This window comes from Micromonospora sp. NPDC047467 (assembly GCF_040643095.1).
In the GTDB taxonomy this organism is placed as follows: Bacteria; Actinomycetota; Actinomycetes; order Mycobacteriales; family Micromonosporaceae; genus Micromonospora.
Window position 1 is genome coordinate 55,362 of record NZ_JBEYTO010000015.1, and the last position, 26,424, is coordinate 81,785.

General features: G+C 72.4%; 22 protein-coding genes. 12 read left to right on the plus strand and 10 right to left on the minus strand.

What is annotated here, in order from left to right; translation table 11 throughout:
- Positions 1-12: 12 nt before the first annotated feature.
- From ABZ780_RS29715 to ABZ780_RS29735, 5 genes are all read left to right on the plus strand, one after another.
- On the plus strand, positions 13-2,166 hold the full coding sequence (locus ABZ780_RS29715; RefSeq protein WP_357488160.1) for a GNAT family N-acetyltransferase: 2,154 nt from the start codon (positions 13-15) through the stop codon (positions 2,164-2,166).
- Positions 2,167-2,225: 59 nt separating this feature from the next.
- Positions 2,226-3,542: a diaminopimelate decarboxylase gene (gene lysA, locus ABZ780_RS29720; RefSeq protein ID WP_357003264.1), complete on the plus strand. Its 1,317-nt coding sequence runs from the start codon at positions 2,226-2,228 to the stop codon at positions 3,540-3,542.
- On the plus strand, positions 3,542-4,783 hold the full coding sequence (locus ABZ780_RS29725; RefSeq protein ID WP_357488161.1) for a GNAT family N-acetyltransferase: 1,242 nt from the start codon (positions 3,542-3,544) through the stop codon (positions 4,781-4,783). The genes lysA and ABZ780_RS29725 overlap by 1 nt, the downstream gene beginning before the upstream one ends.
- Positions 4,740-5,723, plus strand: coding sequence for an aldo/keto reductase (locus ABZ780_RS29730; protein ID WP_357488162.1), 984 nt, complete (start codon positions 4,740-4,742; stop codon positions 5,721-5,723). Before ABZ780_RS29725 ends, ABZ780_RS29730 begins: the two co-directional genes overlap by 44 nt.
- 130 nt (positions 5,724-5,853) lie before the next feature.
- Complete coding sequence (locus tag ABZ780_RS29735) at positions 5,854-6,429, plus strand: snapalysin family zinc-dependent metalloprotease (protein WP_357488163.1); 576 nt, start codon at positions 5,854-5,856, stop codon at positions 6,427-6,429.
- Positions 6,430-6,490: 61 nt separating this feature from the next.
- Here the strand turns inward: ABZ780_RS29735 and ABZ780_RS29740 are convergent, their stop codons facing one another.
- The 5 genes from ABZ780_RS29740 to ABZ780_RS29760 all read right to left on the minus strand — a co-directional run bounded on the left by ABZ780_RS29740 (position 6,491) and on the right by ABZ780_RS29760 (position 14,426).
- Positions 6,491-7,402, minus strand: a complete 912-nt coding sequence (locus ABZ780_RS29740) for a hydroxymethylglutaryl-CoA lyase (protein WP_357004795.1) — start codon at positions 7,400-7,402, stop codon at positions 6,491-6,493.
- A 223-nt stretch (positions 7,403-7,625) separates the two neighbouring features.
- Entirely contained in the window at positions 7,626-8,963 is a 1,338-nt protein-coding gene (locus ABZ780_RS29745) for a biotin carboxylase N-terminal domain-containing protein (RefSeq protein WP_357488164.1), read from the minus strand.
- A 70-nt stretch (positions 8,964-9,033) separates the two neighbouring features.
- The gene (locus ABZ780_RS29750) at positions 9,034-9,603 is read right to left on the minus strand and encodes a TetR/AcrR family transcriptional regulator (protein ID WP_357004793.1); all 570 of its coding nucleotides are present in this window, start codon (positions 9,601-9,603) and stop codon (positions 9,034-9,036) included.
- 132 nt (positions 9,604-9,735) lie between these two features.
- Positions 9,736-12,636 (minus strand): hypothetical protein, encoded by a 2,901-nt coding sequence (locus ABZ780_RS29755; RefSeq protein ID WP_357488165.1) that lies wholly within the window; start codon positions 12,634-12,636, stop codon positions 9,736-9,738.
- 2 nt (positions 12,637-12,638) lie between these two features.
- A complete protein-coding gene (locus ABZ780_RS29760) occupies positions 12,639-14,426 on the minus strand; it encodes an HSP90 family protein (RefSeq protein WP_357003251.1) in 1,788 nt (595 codons plus the stop codon).
- Between the two features lie 121 nt (positions 14,427-14,547).
- On the opposite strand from ABZ780_RS29760, the gene ABZ780_RS29765 reads away from it, so the two are divergent.
- A complete protein-coding gene (locus tag ABZ780_RS29765) occupies positions 14,548-15,813 on the plus strand; it encodes an MFS transporter (protein ID WP_357488166.1) in 1,266 nt (421 codons plus the stop codon).
- On the opposite strand, the gene ABZ780_RS29770 is transcribed toward ABZ780_RS29765, so the two are convergent.
- Both ABZ780_RS29770 and ABZ780_RS29775 read right to left on the minus strand, forming a co-directional pair.
- Positions 15,707-16,270, minus strand: coding sequence for a VanZ family protein (locus ABZ780_RS29770; protein ID WP_357003247.1), 564 nt, complete (start codon positions 16,268-16,270; stop codon positions 15,707-15,709). The two genes, ABZ780_RS29765 and ABZ780_RS29770, sit on opposite strands and share 107 nt — an antisense overlap.
- Positions 16,271-16,279: 9 nt before the next feature.
- Entirely contained in the window at positions 16,280-17,437 is a 1,158-nt protein-coding gene (locus ABZ780_RS29775) for an FAD-dependent oxidoreductase (RefSeq protein WP_357003245.1), read from the minus strand.
- Between the two features lie 108 nt (positions 17,438-17,545).
- Between ABZ780_RS29775 and ABZ780_RS29780 the strand changes: the two genes are divergently transcribed.
- From ABZ780_RS29780 to ABZ780_RS29790, 3 genes are all read left to right on the plus strand, one after another.
- On the plus strand, positions 17,546-18,127 hold the full coding sequence (locus tag ABZ780_RS29780) for a TetR family transcriptional regulator (protein WP_357488167.1): 582 nt from the start codon (positions 17,546-17,548) through the stop codon (positions 18,125-18,127).
- Positions 18,128-18,195: 68 nt separating this feature from the next.
- Complete coding sequence (locus tag ABZ780_RS29785; protein WP_357488168.1) at positions 18,196-18,747, plus strand: SigE family RNA polymerase sigma factor; 552 nt, start codon at positions 18,196-18,198, stop codon at positions 18,745-18,747.
- Positions 18,744-19,925 carry a hypothetical protein gene (locus ABZ780_RS29790; protein WP_357488169.1) on the plus strand — a complete coding sequence of 394 codons (1,182 nt, stop codon included), beginning with the start codon at positions 18,744-18,746 and terminating at the stop codon, positions 19,923-19,925. The genes ABZ780_RS29785 and ABZ780_RS29790 overlap by 4 nt, the downstream gene beginning before the upstream one ends.
- A gap of 40 nt (positions 19,926-19,965) precedes the next feature.
- Here the strand turns inward: ABZ780_RS29790 and ABZ780_RS29795 are convergent, their stop codons facing one another.
- From ABZ780_RS29795 to ABZ780_RS29805, 3 genes are all read right to left on the minus strand, one after another.
- Positions 19,966-20,868 (minus strand): sulfurtransferase, encoded by a 903-nt coding sequence (locus ABZ780_RS29795; RefSeq protein WP_357488170.1) that lies wholly within the window; start codon positions 20,866-20,868, stop codon positions 19,966-19,968.
- Between the two features lie 72 nt (positions 20,869-20,940).
- Complete coding sequence (locus ABZ780_RS29800) at positions 20,941-21,387, minus strand: hypothetical protein (RefSeq protein ID WP_357488171.1); 447 nt, start codon at positions 21,385-21,387, stop codon at positions 20,941-20,943.
- Between the two features lie 2 nt (positions 21,388-21,389).
- Positions 21,390-22,157 (minus strand): SGNH/GDSL hydrolase family protein, encoded by a 768-nt coding sequence (locus ABZ780_RS29805; protein WP_357003233.1) that lies wholly within the window; start codon positions 22,155-22,157, stop codon positions 21,390-21,392.
- A 248-nt stretch (positions 22,158-22,405) separates the two neighbouring features.
- On the opposite strand from ABZ780_RS29805, the gene ABZ780_RS29810 reads away from it, so the two are divergent.
- Genes ABZ780_RS29810 through ABZ780_RS29820 form a run of 3 tightly spaced genes read left to right on the plus strand, consistent with a single transcriptional unit; the run spans position 22,406 to position 26,392 of the window.
- Positions 22,406-23,545, plus strand: a complete 1,140-nt coding sequence (locus ABZ780_RS29810) for a transporter substrate-binding domain-containing protein (RefSeq protein ID WP_357488172.1) — start codon at positions 22,406-22,408, stop codon at positions 23,543-23,545.
- Complete coding sequence (locus ABZ780_RS29815) at positions 23,509-24,567, plus strand: hypothetical protein (protein WP_357488173.1); 1,059 nt, start codon at positions 23,509-23,511, stop codon at positions 24,565-24,567. Before ABZ780_RS29810 ends, ABZ780_RS29815 begins: the two co-directional genes overlap by 37 nt.
- Positions 24,568-24,622: 55 nt before the next feature.
- Positions 24,623-26,392 (plus strand): proline--tRNA ligase, encoded by a 1,770-nt coding sequence (locus ABZ780_RS29820; protein ID WP_357488174.1) that lies wholly within the window; start codon positions 24,623-24,625, stop codon positions 26,390-26,392.
- Positions 26,393-26,424: the final 32 nt, after the last annotated feature.

Here is a 26,424-nt window from a genome sequence, read left to right on the forward strand (position 1 = left end):
CGCAGATGCACGGTGACGACGCAGGAGGCACTGGACCGACGGTGGGCGGACGACGCGGACCTGGTCGTCGTGACCGACCCGCCCCGTGAGCAGTGGGCGAACCTTCAGGCCGCGGGCTTCCGGATCAAGCCACGGTGGGTGACGTGGGGACGCCGCACCCCGGCCGATCAGGAGGAGTTCCTCGCCGGGCTCTCCAAGGCCGAACGGCGCAACTTCCGGGACGTGCAGCGGCACGTCGACGCGCAAGGGCTCACCATCGAGGTGCACGCCCGACTCACTCCACAGTTGTTCGCCGAGTTCCTCGCCGTGTACGACGCGCAGATCGCCGCCATGCCGCACGGTCTGCCGGCGGCGCACGCGGTGGTCGCCACCGAGGCCGGGCTCGCCAACTTCTTCCTCGTCTCCGCTCGCTCCGGCGACGAACTGATCGCCGGCGTCGTCTGCCGCGTCGCCGCGACCGACGAGGCGATGCGGGTGGCCTTCTCCGCCGCACGGCCGCAGGTCCGCAACGCGATGATCAACAGGGCGCTCTACCTCGCCGCGTTCGAGGAGGCCCGACGGCGCGACTTCGCCTGGATCTCCCTCGGCACCGACCCCACCCTGTACGGCCACATCGCCCAGGCTGGCCTGTTCACCTTCAAGAGCCGGCTCGGGTTCGTGCCGGTGCCGCTGCACCACCTCGACCCCGACGACGACGGCTGCGACGAGGCGGAGCTGGTGCTCAGCACCGAACGGCTCAGCGAACCGGCGATGAGCCTCTGCTACGCCCGGCCACCGGATCGGCTGGCCACCTGGGCGGCTCCGCTGCCGATGCGACTGGACGTGCTCAGCCCTGCCCACGGCCTCGACCTGCGTCCATACCGGGCCTCCTTCGTGACGGAGACGGTCGTGGCTCCCCCGGCCGCCGGGGTGGCCGAGGGCGGGGTCATCGTGATCGTCGACCCGTTCTCGACCGGCGCGCTGCTGGCACCCGCCTTCAACCGGCAGGGTTGGCGCTGCGTCGCGGTCCTCACCGGCACCATCAACGAGCGGTACGCCGCCGGCCTGCGCCGCGACGACTTCCTGACCGTGCTGACCGTGCGGGGCGAATCCCCGCAGGCCCTCAGCACCACCGCCGAGTTGCTCGCGCCGATGCGACCCACCGAGGTGATCGCGGGCAGCGAGTGGGGCGTCAACGTGGCCGACGACCTCGCGGAGTTGCTGGGGCTGCCCGGCAACGTCCACTCGGCCGACCGTCCCCGGCGGGAGAAGCCCGCGATGATGAGCGCGGTCGCCCGCGCCGGGTTGCGGGTGCCGCTCGGCGCGCGGGTGCGCAGCGTGGAGGAGCTCGACGACTGGCTGGCGGCCAGCCAGGTGCTGCCGGTGGTGGTCAAGCCTGCGGCCAGCGCCGGCTCGGAAGGCGTGTACTTCTGCGCGGACGCCGCCCGGGCCCAGACGGCGACCGCGAAGCTGCTCGGCGCGACGAACGCCATGGGCCAGCTCAACGACTCGTTGCTGGTGCAGGAGCAACTCGTCGGCCAGCAGTACTTCGTCAACAGCGTGAGTCTCGACGGCCGGCACCACATCCACGAGATCTGGCGCGATGACCGCTTCTTCGTCGACGGCCGACCGGTGTACGACCGGCAGGTCCTGCTGGAGGGGACGGGCGAGATCGAGGACGTGCTGCGCCCGTTCGTCGAGGGTGTGCTGGACGCGCTCGGCGTGCGTACCGGCCCGGCACACACCGAGCTGCTCGTCGACGACCGGGGGCCGGTGCTGATCGAGTCCGGGGCACGGCTGGAGGGCGGCGTCACCCCGGCCGGCCCCGCGCAGGCGACGGGGGTGAGCCAGTTGTCGCTGACCGTCGAGCGGTACACCGCCCCGGATCGCTTCGCCCGGCGGATCGGCGCCGGCTACCGGCGGCAGCGGGCCCTGATGGTGGTCTGCCTGGTGGCGCCCTACGACGGCATGGTCGCCGAGGGCGCAGCCCAACGGCTGACCGAGATCCCCTCAATCTTCTGCGGGTCGGCGTTGGACCTGGTGCCCGGCACCCCTGTGCACCGGACCGTCGACCTGTTCACCTCGCCCGGCCATCTCTACCTGATCGCGGACGATCCGGGCCGGCTGGAGGAGGACTACCAGCGGATCCGCGCCCTCGAACAGGACGGCCTGTACGAGTACGGATAGGGGTAGCTCTTCGTTGAGTGGGCGATATCCTGATCGCTGATCTCCCGAATGAGGATTTGATGGATGAGTTCACCTATCGCGACGGCTCCCTCTGGTGCGAAGGGGTGTCGCTGACCTCGGTGGCCGAGCGGTTCGGCACACCCACATACGTGTACTCCGCGAGCACCCTTATCGATCACTACCGCCGGTTCGCCAAGGCCTTCGACGCGATCAGCCCACTGGTGTGCTTCTCCGCGAAAGCGCTGGGCAACGTGCACCTGCTCAGGCTGCTCGGCCGGGAGGGCGCCGGCATCGACGCGGTCAGCGGGGGTGAACTGCACCGGGCGATGGTGGCGGGGATCGACCCCGAGCGGACGGTGCTGGCCGGGGTGGGCAAGTCCGAGGCCGAGCTTCGGGAGGCTGTTCGCCGCAACATCCGCTGCATCAACGTCGAGTCCGAGGCAGAGGTGGAGTTGCTGTCGCGGATCGCCCGTGAGGAGGGCGCACGTCCTCGGCTGGCGATCCGCGTCAACCCCGATGTCGCGCCCGACCAGCGCACCCCGGCCCGCACGACCACCGGCACCCGGGGCGGCAAGTTCGGCGTCGACATCGAGCGGGCCGAGGCGCTGTTCACGCGTGCCGCCGCCGACGAGGCGCTGCGGATCGAGGGCTTCCACGTCCACCTGGGCAGCCCGATCTTCGACCCGCAGGTGTACGCCGTGGCCCTGGATCGCCTGCTCGCCCTCGTCGCGCGGCTGGAGGCGGTCGGGCACCGCATCACGACGCTCAACCTGGGCGGTGGTTTTCCGGCCGAGTACATCGACCGCACCGCACCGAGCTGGGACGATTTCGCCGAAGTGATCGTGCACCGGCTCACCGGGTTCACCCGGGACGGCGGTCAGGTCATCTTCGAGCCGGGCCGTACCATCGCCGCCAATGCCGGGATCCTGCTCAGCACGGTCCGCTATCTCAAGCAGGCCGGCGACCACCAACTCGCCGTGATCGACGCCGGCATGACGCACATCGCCCGCGCGGCGATGTACGACAGCTACCACTTCATGTGGCCGGTGCAGCCCGCTGCGGGGGCGGTCCCGTCCTCCCGCGACGTGTCGGGCCTCGAGGGTCTGACGACGTACGACGTGGTGGGTCCGATCTGCGAGTCGAGTGACTACCTGGCCCGGGGTCGGTCGTTGCCGGTGCTGGAGGCCGGCGCTCTCTTCGCGATCTTCACGGCGGGCGCCTACGGCATGACGATGACCAGCAACTACAACAGTCAGTTGCGGCCCGCCGAGGTGCTGGTGCACGGCGACCAGGTCTCGTTGATCCGGCGGCGGGAGACGTACGACGACCTGGTTGCCCTGGAGCTGCTCGACGACGGCCGCGACCAGGACGGCTGATGAACGGCGACGTGTCGGTCACGGCCCTGCGATCAGTCCGCGAGATCGGCGAGCAGGTGTGGAACGGCCTCGCCGAGGGTGAGGGGTTCTACCTCGGTTACCCGTGGATGGCCTGGGCCGAGACCGACCCGTCGTTTGTCACCAATTACCTGGTGGCCAGGGACGCCACGGGATCCGTCGTGGCGGCGGTGGCGACATATCTCTGGGGCGGCGCGAGCGTGCCGTCGATGAACCTGGCGTACAGCCCAAGTCACATCGCCGAGGAAAATCTGGAACGGCCACTGTCGCCCGAGGAGCACGCGGCGTTCCTGCCCGCGTTGCTGGTGGGTTCACGGGCCGGCTACCACGGCGCTGTCGCGATCTCCAAGGAGCTGACCGGCGACCGGCGGGACGCCGTGCTGACCGCGCTCTTCACCGAGGTGGAGGCGCTCGCCGCGCGGCTCGGTGCGGCCAGCGTCGCCCTGCTCTACACCCCGACGGAGAACGTGGCCGCGTACCAGGCGGCCTGGGAGCGGGCAGTCGGCCCGGCCGGCCGTGGTCCGGTGCCGTCGATGCTGTCCGCGGAGGCGGTGTTGCCCGCGCCGGGCGGCGAGGTCTCCGACCGGGCCGCCGAGGCGGCGGGCCGGCGGGAGTGGCGACGCGAACGCCGGCGGTACGACGACGCGGTCGACCGGGTCGAGTCGGTACGGCTCTCCGAGTGCGTGGACGTGATCGCGCCGCTGCTCGGCGCGACGCAGCGCAAGTACGGCGGCCCGGACACCGACGCCGACATGCAGCGCTACTTCGCGTCCCAGGTCCCGGCGCTGGACGCGTACAGCCTGGTGCTCCTGGAACACGCCGGCGACGACGTGGTCGGGTTCAGCCTCAACTACCTGTGGCCGGACGGGGTGTACGTCCGCGCGGCAGGCTTCGAGGAGCGGGCCGCGGCGTACTCGTACTTCAACCTGACCATGTACCGCCCCCGGGATCTGGCGGCGGAGCGTGGCCTGCCCGTGGTGCACCTCGGCGCCGGCACGTACGGCGCCAAGCGCGCCCGGGGTGCCGAGCCGCGGTGGACGGCGGGCCTGGTCCGGCCTCCGGCGGGCGTCCCCGAGGAGCTCGTGCGGGCCTTCGCGATCACCGGTTCGGACTACCGGCAGGCGGTGCGGACCTGGGGCGGGCCCGTCTCCGCCATCCCCTCGCAGCAGGAAGGTGACCATGCAATACCGCAGGTTCGGCCGGCTGGGCTGGCAGGTCAGTGAGATCTCGTACGGCATGTGGGGGGTCGGCGGCGGCCTGCACGGCTGGACCGGCGTCGAGGACGACGAGAAGTTGGCCGCGCTCCAGCGGGCCGTCGACCTGGGATGCAACTTCTTCGACACGGCCTGGGTGTACGGGCGCGGGCACAGCGAGCAGGTGCTCGGCGACCTGGTGCGGGCCAACCCCGGCACCCGGCTCTACGTGGCCACGAAGGTCCCGCCGAAGGACATGCGGTGGCCGTCGACCCGCGAATCGACCCTCGATGACGTCTTCCCGCCGGACCACATCGAGGAGTACGTCCACAAGAGCCTGGACAATCTCGGGCTGGAGTCGATCGACCTGCTGCACCTGCACGTCTGGGAGGATTCCTGGACGGACGACCCGCGCTGGCGGGACACGCTCACCGGGCTGCGGGACCGTGGCCTGATCGGTGGGATCGGCATCTCGGTCAACCGCTGGGAGGCGTGGAACGGCGTACGGGCGATCGAGACCGGGCTGGTCGACGCCGTCCAGGTCATCTACAACATCTTCGACCAGGATCCCGAGGACGAGTTGTTCCCGGTGGCCGAGGCGCACGACGTCGCGGTCATCGCGCGGGTCCCGTTCGACGAGGGCACGTTGACCGGCACGTTGACCCTCGACTCGACCTGGCCGGAGGGGGACTGGCGCAACTCGTACTTTGTGCCGGAGAACCTCGCCGAGAGCGTCGCCAGGGCAGAGGCGCTCAGCAGGGACCTGCCGGCCGGGATGCCGATGCCGGAGGCGGCGCTGCGCTTCATCCTGGCGGACCCCCGGGTCTGCACCACCATTCCGGGGATGCGGCGGATCACGCACGTCGAGAGCAACATCGCCGTGAGCGACGGGAAGCCGCTGGAGCCGGATGTGCTGTCGACCCTGCGTCGGCACCGCTGGTCCCGCCAGCCGACCTGGTGGTCGCAGTAGCGGCTGCGCGCCGGCAACCAATCCGGGAGGTGACGACAGGCGGATGACCAGGCGCCAGCGAAGTGGGCATTGAAGTTTATAGATGTCCGTGGATAGGCTCCTGGCACCCCCTCCCAGATTGGAGTCAGCGATGACCTCACGACTCAAGCGGCTCGCGGTCGCGTCGCTCGCGACGGCACTCGCCACCCTCGGCATCACGGTCGCCAACCCCGCGCCCGCGTCCGCCGCCATGACCATCTGCTACAACACCAGCCAGGCCGGAAGCTACGCCAGCGTCGCCAACCAGGCCGCCACGATCTGGAACAACGCCACCGTCAACCTGACACTCTCGGCGAACTGCGGCTCGAACCTGCGGATCTACCGGATCACCGGTGGCGGCTCGTACGCCGTCCGGACCAGCCTCGGCAACGGCCGGGTCTACATCGACACCCAGCAGGCCGCCCAGTACAGCGTGCTGCGGATCATGACCCACGAGATCGGGCACATCCTCGGCCTGCCGGACAACTACAACGGCAACTGCTCGCTCCTGATGTCCGGCGGTAGCGCCGGCACCAGCTGCACCAACGCGTACCCGAGCACCGCCGAGGCGAACCGGGTGAGCAACCTCTTCGCCGGCACCTTCGCCGCCACCGAGCGCAGCGCGGACCGCGCCGGGGCGGACATCTTCCGCGACAGCTGGCCGAGCATGCTCACCTCCGTGAGCTGACCGACCGGGAACGACGGAGGGGCCGGCGCGATTGCCGGCCCCTCCACCACGTCGCGGCGCGTCAGCTCGGCATCGGCGTCAGTCGGGTACGCGGACCCGCCCGCAGCACCCCGGAGGGAAGCTTCTTGCCGAGCAACTCCTCGGCCAGTTCGGCCGCCTCGATCAGCGCCGCCAGGTCGATGCCGGTGTCGATGCCCATGTCGTGCAGCATGTGCACAGCCTCCTCGGTGGCCAGGTTGCCGCTCGCGCCCGGCGCGTACGGGCAGCCACCCAGGCCGCCCACGCTGGCGTCGAACTCGGTCACCCCCAGCTCCAGGGCGGTCAGCAGGTTGGCCAGCGCGGTGCCCCGGGTGTTGTGGAAGTGCAGCAGCACCGGCACGTGCGCGTTGCGGTCGCGTACCGCGGTCAGCAGCTCGCGGACCCGACGCGGAGTGGCCATGCCGGTGGTGTCACCGAACGCCACCCGGTCCGCGCCGTCGCGGACGACCCGGTCCACGATGCCGGCCACCCGCTCCGGGTCGACGTCCCCCTCGTACGGGCAGCCGAAGCTGGTCGCCACGATCACCTCGACCCGCGCGGAGGCGCCGTGCAGCAGGTCGATCAGCTCGGCGATGTCGTCCAGCGACTCGTCGGTGGAGCGGTTGACGTTGCGCCGGTTGTGCGTGTCGCTGGCCGACACCACCACCTCGATCTCGGTGAACCCAGCGGCCAGGGCCCGCTGCGCGCCCCGCGTGTTCGGCACCAACGCCGAGTAGCGCACCCCGTCGGCCTTCGCCGCACGCTGCCACACCTCGTCGGCGTCGGCCATCTGCGGGATCGCCTTCGGATGCACGAACGACACCGCCTCGATCCGGCGTACGCCGGTGCCGGAGAGCGCGTCGAGTAGCCGCACCTTGGCGTCGGTCGGGATCGGGTCCTCGTTCTGCAACCCGTCCCGCGGCCCGACCTCGCGGATCGAGACGGAATCTGGCAACTGGCTCATCGGTCACCTCGCTGTGACGTCGGATCGGGACGGAGGTCGGGTGCACGCCCCCTTTGCACTGCTTCAACGGACGCAACACCGATCGTCCGGTATCCGGACATCCCGTGTTGCGTCCAGGTAAGCAGAGCAAAGGGCGCGGATGCCAGTGTCGCCGCGCCGCCGGGGCAGCAACCCGCCGGCCCGGCAACCACCGGCCGTCGACGGCGCGGCCGGCTCAGCGCATGCGGGAGACGATGGCCGTGTCGTAGGCGCCGGAGAGGAACTCGTCGTTCTCCAGCAGCTCGGCGAAGAAGGGGACGTTGTTCTTCGGGCCGACGATCTGGAACTGGGCGACCGCGGCCCGCGCACGGGTGATCACCTCGTCGCGGGTGTCGCCGCTGATGATCAGCTTGGCCAGCAGGCTGTCGTAGAACGGGGTGACCGTGTTGCCCTCGGTGTAGCCGGAGTCCACCCGCACACCCTCACCCGTGGGCTCCACCCAGGTCGTGATCTTGCCGGGGCCGGGCAGGAAACGCTTCGGGTCCTCGGCGTTGATCCGCAGCTCGATGGCGTGCCCGCGCGGGGTCAACGCATCCGGGTCGAACGTCGGCGCCAACCCGGACGCCACCCGCAACTGCTCCTCCACCAGGTCGACGCCGTACACGTACTCGGTCACCGGGTGCTCCACCTGCAACCGCGTGTTCATCTCCAGGAAGAAAAAGTCTTCGGTGGCCGGATCGAGCAGGCATTCCACCGTGCCCGCGTTGCGGTAGCCGACTGCCGCACCGGCGCGTACCGCCGCCGCCAGGAGGCGCGACCGCAGCTCGGGCGAGACCGCCGGGGACGGCGACTCCTCGACCAACTTCTGGTTGCGCCGCTGCACCGAGCACTCCCGCTCGCCGAGCGCCACCACCCGACCGTCGGCGAGGCCGAGGATCTGCACCTCGACGTGACGTACCCGGGGGAAGTACCGCTCGATCAACACCGAACCGTCGCCGAACATCCGCTCGGCGAACGCGCGCACCTTGTCGTACTCGGTGCGCAGCGCGGCCTCGTCGACGGCCACGCCCATGCCCATACCGCCACCACCAGCGGCGGCCTTGACCATCACCGGATAGCCGATCTCGGCAGCGGCCGTCACCGCCGCCTCCAGGTCGGCGGCCGGGTCGGTGGTGCCGGGCGCGACCGGGACGCCGGCCGCCGCCATCAGGTTCCGAGCATTGATCTTGTCGCCCATCGCGGTGATCGCGTCCGCGCCGGGCCCGACCCAGATCAGCCCGGCCGACTCGACGGTACGGGCGAACTCGGCGTTCTCCGACAGGAAGCCGTAGCCGGGGTGGATGGCCTGCGCGCCGGTGGACTTCGCGGCGGCGAGGATCGCTTCGGTGTTGCGGTAGCTCTGCGTCGGGTTCGGCGGGCCGATGAGCACTGCCTCGTCCGCCTCGGCGACGAACGGCAGGTCGGCGTCGGCCTCCGAGTACACCGCGATCGCTCGGATGCCGAGCCGCTTGGCGGTCCGGATGATCCGGCGGGCGATCTCGCCCCGATTGGCGACCAGCAGTGACTCGATCATCTTTCCTCCAGGTGTCCGAATGTCGGGACGCCTCAGGGAACCATGACCGGACCGCTTCTGACGAGTCGGCTCAGGCGAGCAACGCGGCGAGGGTGGCACCGCGCAGCAACTCGGCGCGGCGCCGGCGGTCCACCTCACCACCGAGGAACGGGGTCGAGTTCATCAGGCCGAACGCCGCGTGGGCGAGCACCCGGGCCTCACCGTCGGGCATGCCCGGGTGCAGCGCGGTGAGCACGGTCACCCACTCCTCGACGTAGAGCCTTTGCAGGCGGCGGATCCGCCGTCGCGGCTCCTCCGGCAGGCGGTCCAGCTCGTGCAGGTGCAGCGCGATCACCGCCGGATTGGCCAACGCGAACTCGACGTGGAAGTCGATCAACGACTCCAGTACGCCGCGCGGGTCGTCCGGGTGCCCGGCTGAGCGCTCCCGCCCGCCGGCCAGCAGCCCTTCGCTGACCGGGATCAGCGCGGCGGCCAGCATGGCCTCCTTGCCGGCGAAGTGGTGGTAGAGCGCCGGACCGGTGACCCCGGCGGCCGCGCCGATGTCGTCCATCGACACACCGTGGTAGCCGCGGGCGGCGAACAGACCCACCGCGATCTCCAGGATTTCGTCCTTGCGCGACCGGCGTCGACCCGCACCCACCGCACCCCGTGCCTGCTGTTCCACCTTCACCGGGCAAGCGTAGACCGCGATCAGCCCCAGATGGTTACCGGTCAGTTGCGCCCGCCCCACCGTCGGCCGCCCGCTGGCCTGGCAGAGGGCGGCCGACGAGGGTCAGTGGTCCTCGTCCAGGTGGTGCTCCGCGCGTAGCGCGGCGGCCTCCGTCGGTCGATCCAGCAGGTCCAGCGCACGCGCCAGCAGCCAGGCCGTCTGACGGACCGGCCGCGAGTCGGCCGGGAGCCCACCGAGTACGCGGCGCAGCAAGGGCTCCGCCTCCGCCGGCCGGTCCAGGCGCAGCAACAGCTCACCGGCGAGGATCTCCACCTGGGCGGCCTCGCCGAACGCCTCGATCGACCGCAGCCGGTCAGGCACCCCGGCGAGCCGCCGCAGGGCCTCGTCCGGCCGGTCCTCCACGGTCAGCACCCGGGCTCCGGCCTCGGCCGCCATCGCCAGCTCGTACGTCGCCGCCGGCTCCACCATCTCGGCCAGCGTCGCCGCCAACTCGTCCACCTGCTCGACGGCGCGCAGCGCCGCTGGCCGGTCGTCGCACCAGAACCAGGCGTACGCCTCCCGCCGACGAGCCCGCAGCTCGTCCAGCCGCAGGTCGGCGAGCCGGTACGCGGTGGCGGCTGCGGCGAACCGCTCGGCGGCCACCGCGTCCCGGTCGACGTCGTAGAGAATCCCGCCGGCCTCCTCCAACACCTGCGCCCGATGCGGGAGATTGTCCGGTCCATCGAGGTTTTCGGCCAACTGCTCCAGGAGTGCCACAGCCGGATCGATCTCACCGAGCCCGGCGTAGACGCCGGCCAGCAGATGCCGGCAGCGGTCCGCCTCCGCCTGCGCACCCAACCGGTCCAAACCGAGCACGGCCTCCTCGGCGACCTCGGCCGCCTCGGCGAGCCGGCCCACCATCCGGTACGCATTCGCCAGCTCCCAGCGCAGGAACGCGTCCCCCTCGGCGCCCCGCTCCACGCAGAGCGTCACCGCCTCGACGAAGTCGTCCACCGCGTCGGCGGCCCGGTTGGCGGAGAGCAGCGCCCGTGCGCGAGCGACCCGCACCGGCAACTCCGCCTCCGCGGGCGCCGATCGCAGCGCCTCGTCGCAGGCGTCCACGGCGTCGGCCGGATCGTCGACCAGCCGCGCGTACGCCAGGCAGGCCGCCGTGACCAACTCACCGATGCCCAGCTCACCGGCGAGCCGACGGGCCTCACCGGCGGCGACGCGAGCCTCGTCGGCGCGGTCCGACTGCTCCAGCAGGTGTGCCCGGTGCAGTGCGATCCGGGCCGTCAGGTGCTGGTCGCCACCCGCGTCTGCCGGTGCCCGGTCGAGCGCCGCGAGGGCGTCCGCCCAGCGTTCCCGGTGCAGCAGCGCCAACGCCACCCGGTCGTGCCCGGCCGCCCGCTGCCGGTCGTCGCCGAGCCGATCGAGCGCCTCGGCGGCCTCCCGGACCAGCGTCAGCCCCTCCTCGGCGGCCTCGTCGGACCGGGTCAACAGCACGCCGAGCCGCCCGGCGACCACCTGGATCGAAACCTCGTCGGCCGCCTCCCGGTACAGCTCCAGCGCGGCCCGGTTCATCTCGACCGCGCCCGCGATGTCGTCCTCGTCGCCATGCTCGGCCGCGCGCAGCGCCAACCGGTGCGCGGCCGTGCGCGCGGGCAGGTCGTCAGCGCCGAACCGGTCGTCGAAGGCGACCAACGCCGCCCGGAACGTGGCCCGGTCGTGCCGCCCCCAGCTCATCTCCGCGAGATCCAGCAGGTCGTCCGGGCCGGCGTCGGCGGGCAGGGTCACGGTCGGCGGCTCGCCGGTGCCGGCGCGGACACCCTCGCCCCGATCGCCGGACGACGACCCACCCTGACTGGCGGCCGGCTCGTCCCCGGCCGGTCGCGCCGGGCTGACCGGGCGGGCCGGCCGGCGGCGGACGCTCGCGGAGAGCGGCAGGTGCTCGCCGCTCGACCGCACGGCGAGCCGGCGGCCGATCCACTCCGACTGGCAGGTGGTGCCGTTGCGAGTGTCGAACCGGGCCGCCAGCCCGGTCGCGGTCTCGGTCAACTCGTCGGCCAGCGCCGACGCCGGCACCTCGGCGGCCGGCCGGCCCTCGGCGGCACGGCGGTACAGGGTCGCCGTTCCGGCCTGACGCAGCGCGGCGGCGGCGGTCGCCGCGAAGTGCATGGCGGCGGCCGGGGACGGCGGCCGGTCCAGCCAGTCCAGGTGCCGCTCGACCAGCTCGACCGCCCGCCCCTCGTTGCCGGTCAGCGTGCAGAACTCGATGTGGTCGCCGATGTCCCACAGGTCGGCGAGGTTGCCGCGCAGCCGGCGGTACGCCTCGCGGTGCGCGTCCCGCGCCGCCTCGCCCCGGCCGGTGCGCAGGTACGGCAGGAGCAGCGCGGTGAGGATCGCCTGCGGCTGCTCGGTGCAGGTGAGCCGGCCGGCGAGCACCGGCTCGGCCAGCGCCACCGCCTCGGCGTCCCGCCCGGTTTCGGCGAGGTAGCCGACCTGACTCGTCGGGTCGCAGCCCGCGCAGTCGGAGAGGTCGTCGCGGGGGGTGGTCTGCCAGAGCCGGTACCAGTGCGCGGCGGCCTCGGCGTCGCCCACGTGGTCGGCCACGCGGAACCGGTGCTTGTGGACGGTCTGCAGGCTGTGCCCGCCGGCCCGGTAGCGCCGTTCCATGTCGTCCAGCACCGCGTACGTGCGGTCCAACGGCACCTCGGGGAACTTCAGCAGGCCGGACACCATGTACTTGAAGTGCCACAGCAACTGGTGCAGGTGGCCCTGGTGGTAGGGCTGCGGGTCCCGGTCGAACTCGGACAGGCACCAGGAGAAGCTCACGAACGACTTCGCCGGCTCACCGCCGTAGACGTACCCGGTGGTGGCCTGCATCCGGGTGACGAAGGCGAGGTGCCGGTCGTCGGCCGTGTCCACCCGGCGCAGCAACTGCTCCAGCGCGGCGATCTGCCCCGCCCCGTACGGCATGTCGGCGATGCCGCGCAGCACCCGCCACAGATCCTCGTCGCTCATGCTCACTCCCGTCCCGGCACAGCCCGGCCGAGCAGGCCGAGGAAGGAATCGTTCAACAACGCGGCGTCGGCCGCGCGGATCGGGTGGTGGCCGAGCAGCAGCGCCTGCCCGTACAGCGCCTCGACGGCGAGCCCGACCAACTCCGGGTCGCTCAGCATGGCCACCCGGCGCACCAGCGGGTTGCGGTGGTTGAGCACCAGTTGCGGGCGGTCCGGCGGGGCCGTGGCGGCGAGCGCGTCGAGCACCCCGCCCCACAGCTCGTCGGCCCGGTCCCGGCTCGCCGCGAGCTGGTCGTTGAACGCCGCCGACCGGCTGACCAGGTAGAGCGCGGGCAGCGAAACCGGATCGTACGCCCGCACGACCACCTCGCAGCCGGACCGCTCGACGGCCCGCTGGGCGGCGGTGAGGAACGGCCGTAGCGCCAACTCCACCTGCGGGTCGAGTGCCTCGAAGCGGGTCGTGAGGTCGCTCGGCTCCAGCCGCTCGATCAGCACCGAGCGGTCCACCACCGGCAGCCGCTCGATCAGCTCGGTGTCGTACGTGTAGCCGGCGTTGACGACCGCCAGGTCCTGCGCGGCGGCCACCGCGGCGAGCTGACGGAACTCGTCGAGGCTGGCCGCGTAGCGGACCACCCCGTAGCGCTCCCGGAACTCGGCGAGGGTGAGCGTGCCGACGTTGGTGTCCATCGGCCACCACCGGTCGACCAGCCGGAGCATCTCGTCGTCGTGCAGTGCCAGTGCCTTCACCCCCAGGTGGTGCACCTGGAGGAACTCGGCCAGCCGGCGCGGGTCGTGCCGTGCCAGCCGGACCAGCCAACCCCGGATCTGGTCGCCGAGCGCCTCCCGGGTCGCCGTCAACAGGGTGTCCTCGTAGAGGGCCTCCCGGCTGGCGGTGGGGCGCAACTCGGTCGCGTCCACCACGCAGTGCGCGAAGAACGCCCAGTCCGGTAGCAGCCCGTCGGCGTTCTCGGTGAGCAGCATCCGCTTGAGGTAGACGCGGTGCCCGGCCCGTGCCGCCGGGTTCACCGGGGTGGGCAGGATGACCGCGACACCGGTCAGCCCGGCCTCCGGCACGGCCAGCGGCAGCACGTCGAACGGGTCCACGCCGAGTGTCTCCCGGGCGTACCGGATCAACGCCGCGCGGTCCAGCGGCGCGCCCGGCGCGGTCGACCACGGCGGTTCGCCGGTGGTCGTCACCACGTCGCCGACCCGGACGGTGACCGGCAGCAGCGACCCGAAGAGTCTTGCCAGGTCGGTGACGGTCGGGGTGCTGAACCACTGGTCGGCGTCGCGGCGGGGCACCAGCGTGACGGTGGTGCCCACCTCGGCCCGGGCGGCCTCCGGCGGCGCGACGCTCACCGCGTAGCGGCCGTCGGCGTAGCCGGTCCAGCGGACCGTGGGGTCGTCGCCGTGCCGGGTGAGCACCTGGATCTCGTCGGCCACCAGGAAGCAGGAGAGCAGGCCGATGCCGAACTGGCCGAGGAACTCGTGCCGGGAGAAACCCAGCTCGTCGCGTTTGGAACTGCGGCCGATGGTGGCCAGCAGTTCATGCACCTGCGCCTCGGTCAGGCCGATGCCGGTGTCGTGTACGCGCAGCGTTCCGTCGCCGGTGCTGTCCGGTGGCTCGATGCGTACCAGCGCTGGCGCGTCCGGGTCGACGGCACGTCGGGCGGTGATCGCGTCCACCGCGTTCTGCAGCAGCTCACGGACGTAGACCCGTGGGCTGCCGTAGAGATGATGGCTGAGCAGGTCGACCACGCCTCGAAGGTCGACCTGGAAAGTGTGGTCCACGCTTGGTTTCTCCCCGGTCCCGATGCCGGCGCCAACCGTACCGATGACCACCGACGTGCGTGGCCCCCCTTTCGGGCGGCGGCTTGACCCTCGACCGGGTCGAGCCGGCACGGTCGCCGGCATGACCTCCTCCGCTCTGGGCCGGGACTTCCGGCTCCTGTGGTCCGCCGCCGTCTCGTCCCGGTTCGGCGACGCGCTGCGTACCCCGGCTCTGGCGCTGTTGGCCGCGACGTTGACCCGCGACCCCCGGGTCATCGCGGCGGTCACCGTGGCCGGGCAGTTGCCGCCGCTGCTGTTCGGTCTGCTCGGCGGCGTGTACGCGGACCGCTGGGACCGGCGACGGACGATGGCCCTTGTCGACGGGGTACGCGCCGTGGTGGTGGCGGCCCTGGCCGTGGCTGTCGCCCTCGACCGGGCGCCCATCGTGGTGCTGCTGGTGGCGGCGTTCCTCCTCGCCTCACTCGGCACCCTCTTCGACTCGGCCTCGTTCGCGCTGCTGCCCGTTGTGGTGCCGCCGGCCGCACTGCCCCGGGCGAACGGGCGTCTCCAGGCCGGGAGCGCGGTGGCCGGCGGCTTCCTCGGCGCGCCGGCCGCTGGCGTCCTGTTCGCCCTCGCCCCCGCGCTCCCGTTCGCCATCGACGCCGTCAGCTTCGCCCTGGCCGCCCTGCTCGTGCTGGCTCTCAGCCCGCCTCCCGCCGTGGTCGTGGCGACGCCTCCGCGGCGTGGCTCGGTGTGGAACGAGATCGTCGAGGGAGTGCGATGGCTGCGGGGTCACCGAACACTGTGGCGGGTCACCCTGCTCACGGCCGCGAGCAACCTGGCGATCAGCGGCCTCCTGGCGGTGCAGGTGCTCTACGCGCTGGACGTACTGCGGGTGCCGCCTGCCGGGTACGGGTTGTTCGCGGCGGGTGCCATCGTCGGCGGCTTGACGGGGGCGCTCGGGGCGGGTCGGCTCGCCGCGCGGCTCGGCACGGTGTCCGCGCTGCGCGCGGTGCTCGCCGCGCAGACCGTCGCGCTGGTCGGGTTCGCGATGGCCCGACATCCGGTGCCGGGCGGGATCGCGCTGGCCGTCTTCGCCGCCGGCACGGTGGTGTGGAACAGCCTGTGGGCGTCGTACGGGCAGCGTGAGGTGCCGAGTGGACTGCTCGGCCGGGTGGGTGCCGCCCAGCGGATGCTCGGGATGCTCACGGCTCCGGTCGGCGCGGCACTGGCCGGGCTGGTCGCCGCAGGCTACGGGACGGTGCCGGTGGCGGGCGCTGCGGCGGGCACGTTCGCGCTTGTCACGCTGGCGGCGTGGTGGGCACTGCGACCGGCCGCACCAACGCCGACGGTCGCGCCCACCAGCGGCGCGACAGCAGCCCGGCCAGCGCCGCACCCGTCGCGTTGAGCAGCACATCGTCCACCGAGGACACCCGACCGAGGTGCAGCACGTACTGGAGGGACTCGATCAGCAGGGAACCGGCGGCACCGAGCAGGAAGAGCCGGCCGATGCCGGCGAGCGCGGCGAAGCGTACCGGGGCGAAGAAGCCCAGCGCGGCGAAGACCAGCAGGTTGCCGACCACCTGCACCACGGCGGTCGCCGGTGGGGCGGTGAGCAGGTCGGCCAGGTCGCGCAGCGGCACCAGATGGACGTCGCGCGGCGCGGGACGCGGGGCGAGGGTCATCCACACCCAGGGCAGGGTGCCGGCGACGGCGCCCACCTCGGCGACACCGCGTCGCCGTGCCGCGCCGGCCGGCACCTCGCGCCGGACACGGACGAGCCTGACGATGACCAGAGCCAGCAGCGCGAGGCCGGCCAGCACGGCGAACAGCACGGCGGCCCAGTCCCACCAGACCTGATCCATCGGCGCAGCCTAGCCCGGGGTCAGTTCCCGGTGGGACAGCCCGGACAGGCGCAGCGCGACCTTCCGGCGGGCCGGCGGCACCAGACCGATCAGCCGGAGCAGCACGTCGCGGGCCGGCTGGCGGACGGGGGAGGCACTGGCCAGCCGGGTCAGGTTGGCGGCGAGGCTCAGCACGTCCTCGGCCATCGGACGCTGGCGGGTGCTGTAGTCGTCGAGCAGGGTCTCCGGGCCACCGGCGAACACGTCGGCCAGCGCGGTGCCGGCGGCGACCGCGTCGCAGATGCCGAGGTTCATGCCCTGCCCACCGGCGGGGCTGTGGACGTGCCCGGCATCGCCGGCCAGCAGCACCGGCCCAGCTCGGTAGGTGTCGGCGATCCGGTGGTGCACCCGGAAGCGGGAGCCCCAGAGCACGTCGGTCACCCGGTCGGGCCGCCGCGCCGGGCCACGTTCGTCGAGCAGCGCCTGGAGATACGCCCGGTCCGGGTCGGCCGGTGCCGTCGGCACGGCGGCGACCAGCCGGACCACCCCGTCCGGGAGCGGCGCCCAGACCAGCGGTCCGGAGCGCGCCAGGAAGAGCGCCACCTCGTCGCACGGCAGCGCACTGTCCACCCGCACGTCGGCGAGCACGAAGGACTCCTGGTCGGTGGGGCCGGTGAAACCGATGCCGGCCGCCTGCCGCACGGTGCTGTGCAGGCCGTCGGCACCGACCACGTACCGGGCGCGCAGCGCCTCCCCGTCGACCTGCGCGAGCACCCCGTCGCCGGTCGGGCTCAGGCCGGTCAGCCGAGACGGCCGCCGTACCCGCACACCGAGGTCGGCCAACTGCCCGGCGAGCACCGCCTCGGTGACCGCCTGGGAGACCAGCAGCGCGTAGGGGAAGCGGGACGGCAGGTCGTGGAACGGAACCCTCAGCAGCACCCGGTCCCGGTCGCGCACGGTGAAGCCCGGCGACCGCACCCCCTGGGCGACCAGCGGGGCCGCGGCGCCGACCAGGTCCAGCACCTCCAGGGTGTACGCGTGCACGACTGCCGCTCGGGAGGTGATCGGTGGCTCGGCCAGTTGGTCCAGCACTGTCACGTCGACCCCGCGTCGGGCCAGTGTCAGTGCGGTGGCGAGGCCGGTGGGGCCGGCTCCCACCACCAGAACGTCGGTATTCCTGGGCAGCATGGCCACCTCCGGTTCGACCAATGCCAACACTCGTTGGCAAACGCTTGTTGGCAACGTTAGGGCGGGTACTCGTTGAGTGTCAACATGCGTTGGCATACGGTCGTTGACATGACAGCGCGCGCCCACCAGACCCAGCCCCGTCGCTCGGACGCCACCCGCGCGGCGATCCTGCGAGCCGCCCGGGAACGCTTCGCTGCCGACGGCTACGAGCGGGCCACGATCCGGGCCATCGCCGCCGACGCCCGGATCGACCCGTCGATGGTCATGCGCTACTACGGCAGCAAGGAGGGGCTCTTCGCGGCGGCGGCCGAATTCGACCTCCGACTGCCGGACCTGGCCGCCGTGCCGCCCCGGCAACGCGGCGAGGCGTTGATCCGGCACTTCCTCACCCGCTGGGAGGGCGACGAGACGCTTGTGGCGCTGCTGCGGGCCGCCAGCACCAACCCGGGCGCGGCCGAACGCATGCGCGGCATCTTCGCCGACCAGCTCACCGCGACCGTGGCCACCTTCGGCACGGACCCGACGACGACCGCCCGACGCGCCGGCCTGGTCGCCAGCCAGATCCTCGGCCTCGCCTTCACCCGCTACATCGTTCGGCTGCCGCCCATGGTGGACGTGGAACCGGAGGAGCTGGTCTCTTGGATCGCACCGACCCTCCAGCGTTACCTGACCGGGCTGGCCGAGAACTGACCCAACCTTTTACCCCTCCCCGTGCGTCTGCCAGGTGACGCGCACCGAGACGGCCGGGAGGGGGGCGGATGGCACCGACGGCGAACGACGGACGCGACGGCTACCTCGCCTTCGTGGAGAGCCACCAACACCGGCTGCTCCGCGCGGCATACCTGATCTGCGGCAACCGGCACCAGGCCGAGGACCTCCTCCAGGAGGCCCTGCTGAAACTGGCGCTGCGCTGGGCTTCGGTCCGCGACGGCGACCCCGCCGCCTACGTACGGGCCATCCTCTACCGGGACGCGGTGTCGTGGTGGCGTCGCCGACGCCGGGAGTGGCTCAGCGCAGCACCACCGGACCGGGTGACCGTCGACCGCGACGGCGCGCTGCGGCTGACGCTGCACGACGCGCTGGGCCAACTGCCGCCCCGGCAGCGGGCTGTCCTGGTCCTGCGCTACTACGAGGACCTGACCGAGGTCGCCACCGCCGAAGCGCTCGGCGTGACCGTCGGCACCGTGAAGAGCCAGTGCCACGCCGCGCTGCGCCGCCTCCGCGAGGTGGCACCGGACCTCGCCCCGGGCAAGCGGCCGGGCCGAGCCCTCTCCGGCGACCTGGCCACCGGCCTGGAGGTGAACCCATGAACGAGCAGGACCTGCGGCAACTGCTGACCGTCAGCGTCGAGGACATCCGGCCGAGCCAGCCGGCGGCGGCCGGCTGGGAGCGAGCCCGGCGCACCCGACGTACCCGTCGAGCCGTCGGAGCGGTCGCCCTGGCCGTGGTGCTGGTCGGCGGCGGCACGGTGGCCGCCCTGCGCCCGCCCGCCGGGCCGCCGCCGGGCCATCCGGTGGCACCGACCGTCGAGCCCACCCACGCCGATCCCGTGCAGCACCCACCGGCCCAGCTGACCTTCCCACCCGATCCGCTGGCCCGGCTCAGCAAACCGGCGACCGTGCGGCTGTCCGAGCGACCGGTCCAGCGGGCGCTGGCGCTGTTCCAACCCGTGGACGAGGAGTACCGCGCGGACGGCCCGGTCCGGGTCCTCGGCGACGACGGCGTCGTACGCAGTCTCGACGTGGTGACGCTGGCGCCCACCCGGGACCAGGACGGTAACGAGGCGCCCGCCCTGAAGCCGGGCGTGCTGTCGCCGGACGGCCGCTGGGCCGCCTTCGCGCAGACCAATGAGCTGATCATGGTCGACCTGACCAAGGCGGGCGTGCGCCGGATCCCGCTCGACGGCTACCTGGAGTTGGTGGTCTGGGCGAACGACCGGGTGCTGGTCGGCGGCGACGACCGGACGTACGCGGTGGAGCGGGACACCGAAGCGGCGAGCACCATCGACGTGTCGGCGTGGGAGGTCGTCACACCCGACCCGGAGGCGGGCCGCGAGGCGGCACTGATCGAGACGAGCGGCCAACGGGACGGCCTGATCGTGCGCAGCCGGACCGCCCGCGAGGGCACCCTCCGCTCCGAACAACGCGTCACGGGTGAGCTGCTGCCGGCCCCGTACCAGGTCAACGAGTTCTACGGCCGGGGGTGGCTGCACGGCGAACGGCTGGCCCAGGCGGCCTGGATCACCAACGGCGAGATCGACGGCGCCGAGGGGGTGGCCGTGCTGGACGCCCGGACCGGCGCCGTGGCGCACGTGCTCGACCTCGGCCGGGACCGGGCGAAGGGCTGCTGTCCGGTGCTGGGCTGGGACAACAAGGGTGCCGTGCTGCTCCGCCTGGAGCCGGCCGCCCTGGCGCGCTGGCACCCCGAGACCGGCGAGATCACCGGCGTGGTCGACAACCTGACCGGCGTCCTGGCCCTGGCCGGTTGAGCATCCTCGGACGCTCAACCGGCCGGTGCCGGCGGGACCGTCAGGCGGCGATGCCGCCGGGCTGGTCGCCCTTCGCGACGGGCGCCCGGACCAGGTTGCCCCACTCGGTCCACGAACCGTCGTAGTTGCGCACCTGCGGGTAGCCCAGCAGGTGCCGCAGCACGAACCAGGTGTGGCTGGACCGCTCGCCGATCCGGCAGTACGCGATCACGTCGTCGTCCGGGCTGAGGCCGAGCTGGTCGGCGTAGATCGCGCGCAGCTCGTCGGCGGACCGGAACGTGCCGTCGGAGTTGGCTGCGGACTTCCACGGCTTGTTCACCGCACCCGGGATGTGCCCGCCGCGCAGCGCGCCCTCCTGCGGGTAGTCCGGCATGTGCAGCATCTCGCCGGTGTACTCGCCCGGAGACCGGACGTCGACAAGCGGCCGCCCGACGGCGATGTGCGCCATCACCTGCTCGCGGAACGCCCGCAGCGGCGCGTCGTCGCGCAGCGGCACCGGGTAGTCGGCGCGCGGCCGGTTCGGCTTGTCGCGGGTCACCTCGCGCCCCTCGGCGATCCACTTCTGCCGGCCGCCGTCGAGCAGTCGTACGTCGACGTGGCCGAAGAGCGAGAACACCCAGAGTGCGTACGCGGCCCACCAGTTGAAGTTGTCGCCGTAGAAGACGACGGTGTCACCCCGGCCGATGCCCTTGGCGGCGCACATCTCGGCGAAGCGCGTGGCGTCGAGGTAGTCCCGGGTCACCTGGTCGTTCAGGTCGAGGTGCCAGTCGACCTTGACGGCGCCGGGGATGTGACCGGATTCGTAGAGCAGCACGTCCTCGTCGGACTCGACCACGACGAGGCCCTCGTCGCCCAGATGCTCGGCCAGCCATTCGGTGGTGACCAGCCGCTGCGGGTCCGCGTACGACTGGAGGCGGGGATCAGGATCGTTCGGCACAGACATGATCCCCAAGGTACGCCGCGATACCGCCCCGCAGCGGGCCATCGGGTGCGACGCGGCGCACGTGAGGGCTGCTCAGGCGCGACGGTGGGCGATCCGGCCCGCGACCACGGTCACCAGGCAGGTGCCGTCGGCGTCGTGCACCGCCAGGTCGGCCCGGCCGCCCGCAAGCAGGTGCGGCGGCACGGAGGCGAGCAGAACCAGCAGATCACTCCGGTCGACGGCGGCCCGCAGCGCCGGGTCGGTCAGGTGCTCGGCCAGCACCGCCGTCACCCCGCGCCGCAGCAGCGCGTGCACCCGCTCGCGCGGGGTCGGCGCCGCTGGCAGCGGGCCGTCGTGCACCAGCCCCGGCCCCAGCGTGCCGGGCCAGCGGCGAACCCGCACACCCGCGTACGCCTCGGTCAGCTCGGTCAGCGGACCCACGGCCTCGATGCGGTCGCCACCGACCAGCACCGCGTGGCCCGGCGCCGGCTCACCGCCGGGGGTGCGCCGCAGCAGTGGCGCGGTGTGCAGGGTTCGCACGTTCAGTCGACGATCGGCCCGAGCAGCGGACGCTTCGCGGTCACCGTGTCGCCGGACGACCGGCCGGTGAGCCGCCGCTTCACCCAGGGGGCGAGGTACCGCCCCGCCCAGCGCAGGTCGGCCGCGCGGGCGGCGAGCCACGGCGACGGCGCCGGATGCGGCGGAACCATCAGCCACTCCTCGTCGCAGCCCACGCCGAGCGCGTTCAACACCTGCCCCGCGACGCGCCGGTGCCCAGCCGGGGACAGGTGCAGCCGGTCGGTGCTCCAGAGCATCGGGTTGAGGAAGGTGTCGTCGGCGTACAGGTCGACCAGGGTGGCGCCGTGCCGCTCGGCGGTCTCACCGACCGCCTGGTTGAGCAGCTCCACCCGGGGTGCGACGAGGCGCTGGCCGGGGAGTCGGGCCATCACGTCGGCGAACCGGAAGAGGAGGACATCCGCGCCGCCCGAGCGCAGTTGGCGAACCACGTCGTCGAAACGGGCGACCAGCCTGTCCGGGTCGAAGGTGCGGCGGAGCACGTCGTTGCCGCCGGCCGCGAAGCTGATCAGGTCGGGCTTCATCGCCACCGCGGCGGGCACCTGCTCGGCGACCACGCTCGGGAAGAGCCGACCCCGGATGGCCAGGTTGGCGTAGCGGAAGTCGGGGCCGGCCTCGGCGGCGAGCCGGGTCGCCACCAGGTCGGCCCAGCCCCGGTAGGTGCCGTCCGGGTACGCGTCGTCCATTCCCTCGGTGAAGCTGTCCCCGACCGCGACATAACTGCGCCAGCGCACCCGCGCCCCCCTCACGCCACCCGTTGCCTGCGGCGATCAGTCTGTCACCAGATGCGGCAGTCGTCGGTGCCCCCGGACGGACGACGTGGTGGACATCATGGGCCGATGCCCATCCCCTCGACCGCACCGACCGGGTCGACCACGACAGCACCGGCGGTCGGATATCCGGCTCGGTAAGGGTCGCGTCGGCTCGCCTGCGGGCCCCACAATGGAGGGCCGGTCACCGGGCCGCGCAAGGGGAGGCCTAGTTGAGTCAGGCAAGCGAGCCGAGCCCCGACGGGCCGGCCCCGGCGACGACCACCTCGCCGCGCACCACCCGGACCCGCCAGATCCGCCTCGTGGGGCTCACGGTCGCGCTGGCCGTCCTGGCGGCGGCCCTGGTCCCGATCGCGCTCGCCGCCGGCCCCCCGACCCGCGACGAACTGCTGGAGCAGGCCGGCATGAAGGGAAAGCAGCAGCTCGTCATCGGGGTGAAGGACGACCAGCCCGGCATCTCCCAGCGCTTCGGCAACAACGTCTGGAAGGGCTTCGACGTCGACATCGCCTACATGATCGCCAGCTTCCTCGGGTTCGACCACTCCCAGGTGCGGTTCCTGCCGATCGAGAGCGAGGACCGGGCGCGTCGACAGGCCCGCGACAACGACGGCTTCGTCACCGTCGACCTGGTCATCGCCTCGTACAGCATCAACGCCAAGCGCGAGGAGGAGGGAGCGGTGTTCTCCTCCTCGTACCTGCACACCGAGCAGTCGGTGGTGACGTTGAAGAGCTTCAAGGGGCAGGTGAGCAGCCTGGAGGACCTGGACGGACGGACGGTGTGCTCGCTCACCACCTCGACGTCCATCCAGCGCCTCGGTGAGGCCGGTGCCAAGCCGACCGGCCGCAACCGCATCAGCGAGTGCATCCAGATGCTGTACGACGGCACGGTGGAGGCGGTCACCACCGACGCGGCGATCCTCGCCGGCTTCGTCACCGGCGACCAGCCGGACGACGACGGCCAGCGCTTCCCGGTCACGCTCCGCAACGTCAAGCCGCTACAGCACTGGGACATCGGCTCGTCCCCGCAGGAGAGGTGGGGTGTCAACACCGGCCCCAACAAGGCGCTGCGTGACCTGGTCGACCTCGCGCTCTACGTCTCGGCCCACGACGAGAAGGACTCGACCTGGGAGAACGCGTACAACGCCAACCTCCGCTGGCAGCAGGGATACAACCTCCCGCAGCCGGTCGCGGAACAGCAGCAGCCCGAGGCGCGGAAGGTGGAGGTGCGACAGTGGCCGTGGGAGAGGATCGCGCTGCCCACCCCGGCGCACCCCGGATCGCCAGCGACCCCGCCGACGCTGGCCAACCGCGCCGGATGGCGGGGGCGCGGCAGGCGCAGCAGTGGCTGCTGACCCTACTTCCCGCGTTCCCCGTCCTGCTCCTGGTGCTGCGCCTGTGGCAGCTCAGCCGACAGGACATGTCCACGATGCTGCTGCTGGTGCAGTACGTCAGCCCACTCGGCCTGCTCAGCGCCCTGTTGATCGCCCTGGTGTGGGCGTTCCCCGTGGTCGTGCTCACGTTCGGCGTGCTCGGCCGGCTGCTCCGACTCAGCGCCCCTGACCGCTTCGACCCGGAGCGCTCGCTGCTGGCCTCGGGAACGGCCCGTACCCCCGGCTGGGTGCTCACCGCGGCGGTCGCGCTGGGCGCGCTCACCTGGCAGCTCCGCTTCCTGCCATCGCTGCTGATGCTCGGTCTCTGGCTGCTCGCGCTGCGCACCCGCTACCTGCACCCGCAGGAGCCGACGCGCATCCTGCTGGTCAGTGTGGCGCTGCCGCTGGCGGCGGCGGTCCTGGCGTACAGCGTGCTGGGCCCGGCGATCTGGTCGGCGGTGCAGGAGGGCGAGCTGGCCACGGCCGCACTGCTGGCGGTGCCGCCCGCCGCCACCGTGCTGCTCACCGGCCCGATCCCCGGCTGGATCGCCCCGGCGCTTACCCACGGCCTGGCGTTCACGGTCGCCGCCGTGCTCCCGGTGGTGATGGGGGCGGTCTTCCTCCGGGTGCCGCTGCTGCCCACGGCCGCGATCGAGGTGGCGCCGAAGGAGGCGGACGCGGTCGAGGTCGCCCCGGACGCCGGGGCCACCGCGCCCGCCGCGCCCCCGGCCGGCGAGGTCGGCACGGAGGTGGTGCTCGGGGCGCTCATCACGGTCACCGACACGTCGACGATCGTGCTGGACCAGACCGCCGGCGTACGTTTCCTGCCGAACGGTCAGGTCCGGTCGCAGGTCCTCTGCCCGCAGGCGGCGGCGGTGCCCTACAGCCTGGTGTCGGTGCGCGGCTGGCCCGTGGAGGAGACCGCCCTGGACTGGATGATGCCCCGGCGACCGCTGACCGATCCGGACGTGCGCTGCGCGGGCCGACTTCCCGGCGAGGGGTGATCCCGGGCAACGAATTGGATCGCCGTTTTCGAGGCACCCGTTCTAGGCTGCGCGGATGCTGCTACGCATGTCGACCCTGTTGCTGCGGACCCTTCGCGAGGATCCGGCCGACGCGGAGGTGCCGAGCCATCGGCTGCTGCTGCGCGCCGGTTACATCCGTCGCGCCGCACCGGGCGGCTACACCTGGCTGCCGCTGGGCAAGCTGGTGCTGGACCGGATCACCGAGGTGGTGCGGAGCGAGTTGTTCGCGATCGGCGACCAGGAGGTGCACTTCCCGGCCCTGCTGCCCGCCGAGCCGTACCGGACGAGCGGCCGGTGGGCGGAGTACGGCGACGACATCTTCACCCTCGCCGACCGGCGCGGCGCCGACCACCTGCTGGCACCCACCCACGAGGAGCTGGCGGCGCTGCTGGTCAGGGACCTGGTCACCTCGTACCGGGACTTCCCGCTGACGTTGTTCCAGGTGCAGACGAAGTTCCGCGACGAGGCGCGGCCCCGGGCCGGTCTGCTGCGCGGGCGAGAGTTCCTGATGAAGGACGCGTACTCCTTCGACCTGGACGACGCGGGCCTGCGGGAGGCGTACGCGCGGCACCGGGCGGCGTACCAGCGGATCTTCGACCGGCTGGGCCTGGACTACACGGTGGTGCACGCCATGTCCGGCGCGATGGGCGGTTCGGCGTCGGAGGAGTTCCTGGCGGCGACGCCGGTCGGCGAGGACACCTTCGTCGGCTGCACCGCCTGCGACTATGCGGCGAACACCGAGGCGGTCGTCACGCGGGCGCCGGCCGCCGGCGATCCGGTCGCACAGCCGGCCGTCGAGGTGCACGACACCCCTGAGACCCCGACGATCGCCAGCCTCGTGGAGCTGGCCAACGCCCGACGGCTGGGCGGCCGCGACGACTGGACGGCCGCCGACACCCTCAAGAACGTCGTGCTGACAGTGCGCCAGCCGGGCGCCGATCGGGCCGAACCCCTGATGATCGGGCTGCCCGGTGACCGGGAGGTCGACCTGAAGCGGGTAGGTGCCGCGCTGCACCCGGCCCAGGTCGCCGTCTTCGAGGAGTGGGCCGAGCATCCGGAGCTGGTACGCGGCTACATCGGCCCGCAGGGGCTCGACAAGCTGGGCGTCCGCTACCTTGTCGATCCTCGGGTGGTGCCCGGCTCGGCATGGCTGACCGGCGCGAACGAGCCGGGTCGACACGCGACCAGCGTGGTCTGCGGGCGGGACTTCACGCCCGACGGCACAATCGAGGCGGCCGAGGTACGCGCCGGCGACCCCTGCCCCGACTGCGTCGACGGCGAGCTGACCATCCGGCGGGGCATCGAGATCGGGCACATCTTCCAACTTGGCCGCCGGTTCACCGACGCGTTCGCGGTCGACGTGCTCGGCCCGGAGGGCAAGCCGGTCCGGCCCACCATGGGCAGCTACGGCATCGGGGTGTCCCGGGCGGTTGCGGCGATCGCCGAGCAGCACCACGACGACCGAGGGCTTCGCTGGCCGGCGGCGGTCGCGCCGTGCGACGTACACCTGGTGGTCGCGGGCAAGGGGCCGCAGCTCGACGCGGCGCTGGAGCTCGGCGGACGCCTCGCCGCCGTCGGCGTGCGGGTGCTGGTCGACGACCGGACGCACGTCTCGGCCGGGGTGAAGTTCACCGACGCCGAGCTGATCGGCATCCCGCGCAGCGTCGTGGTCGGTCGCCGCCTGAGCGACGGGTACGTGGAGTTGCGTGAGCGGGTCGGCGACAGCCGCGTCGAACTGCCGCTGGAAGGACTGGTGGAACGCATCGTCCACGAAGTACACAGCGAACGTGGGAACCTGGTGTAGCCACCACGTGACGGGGTACCGCAGTTCGATCG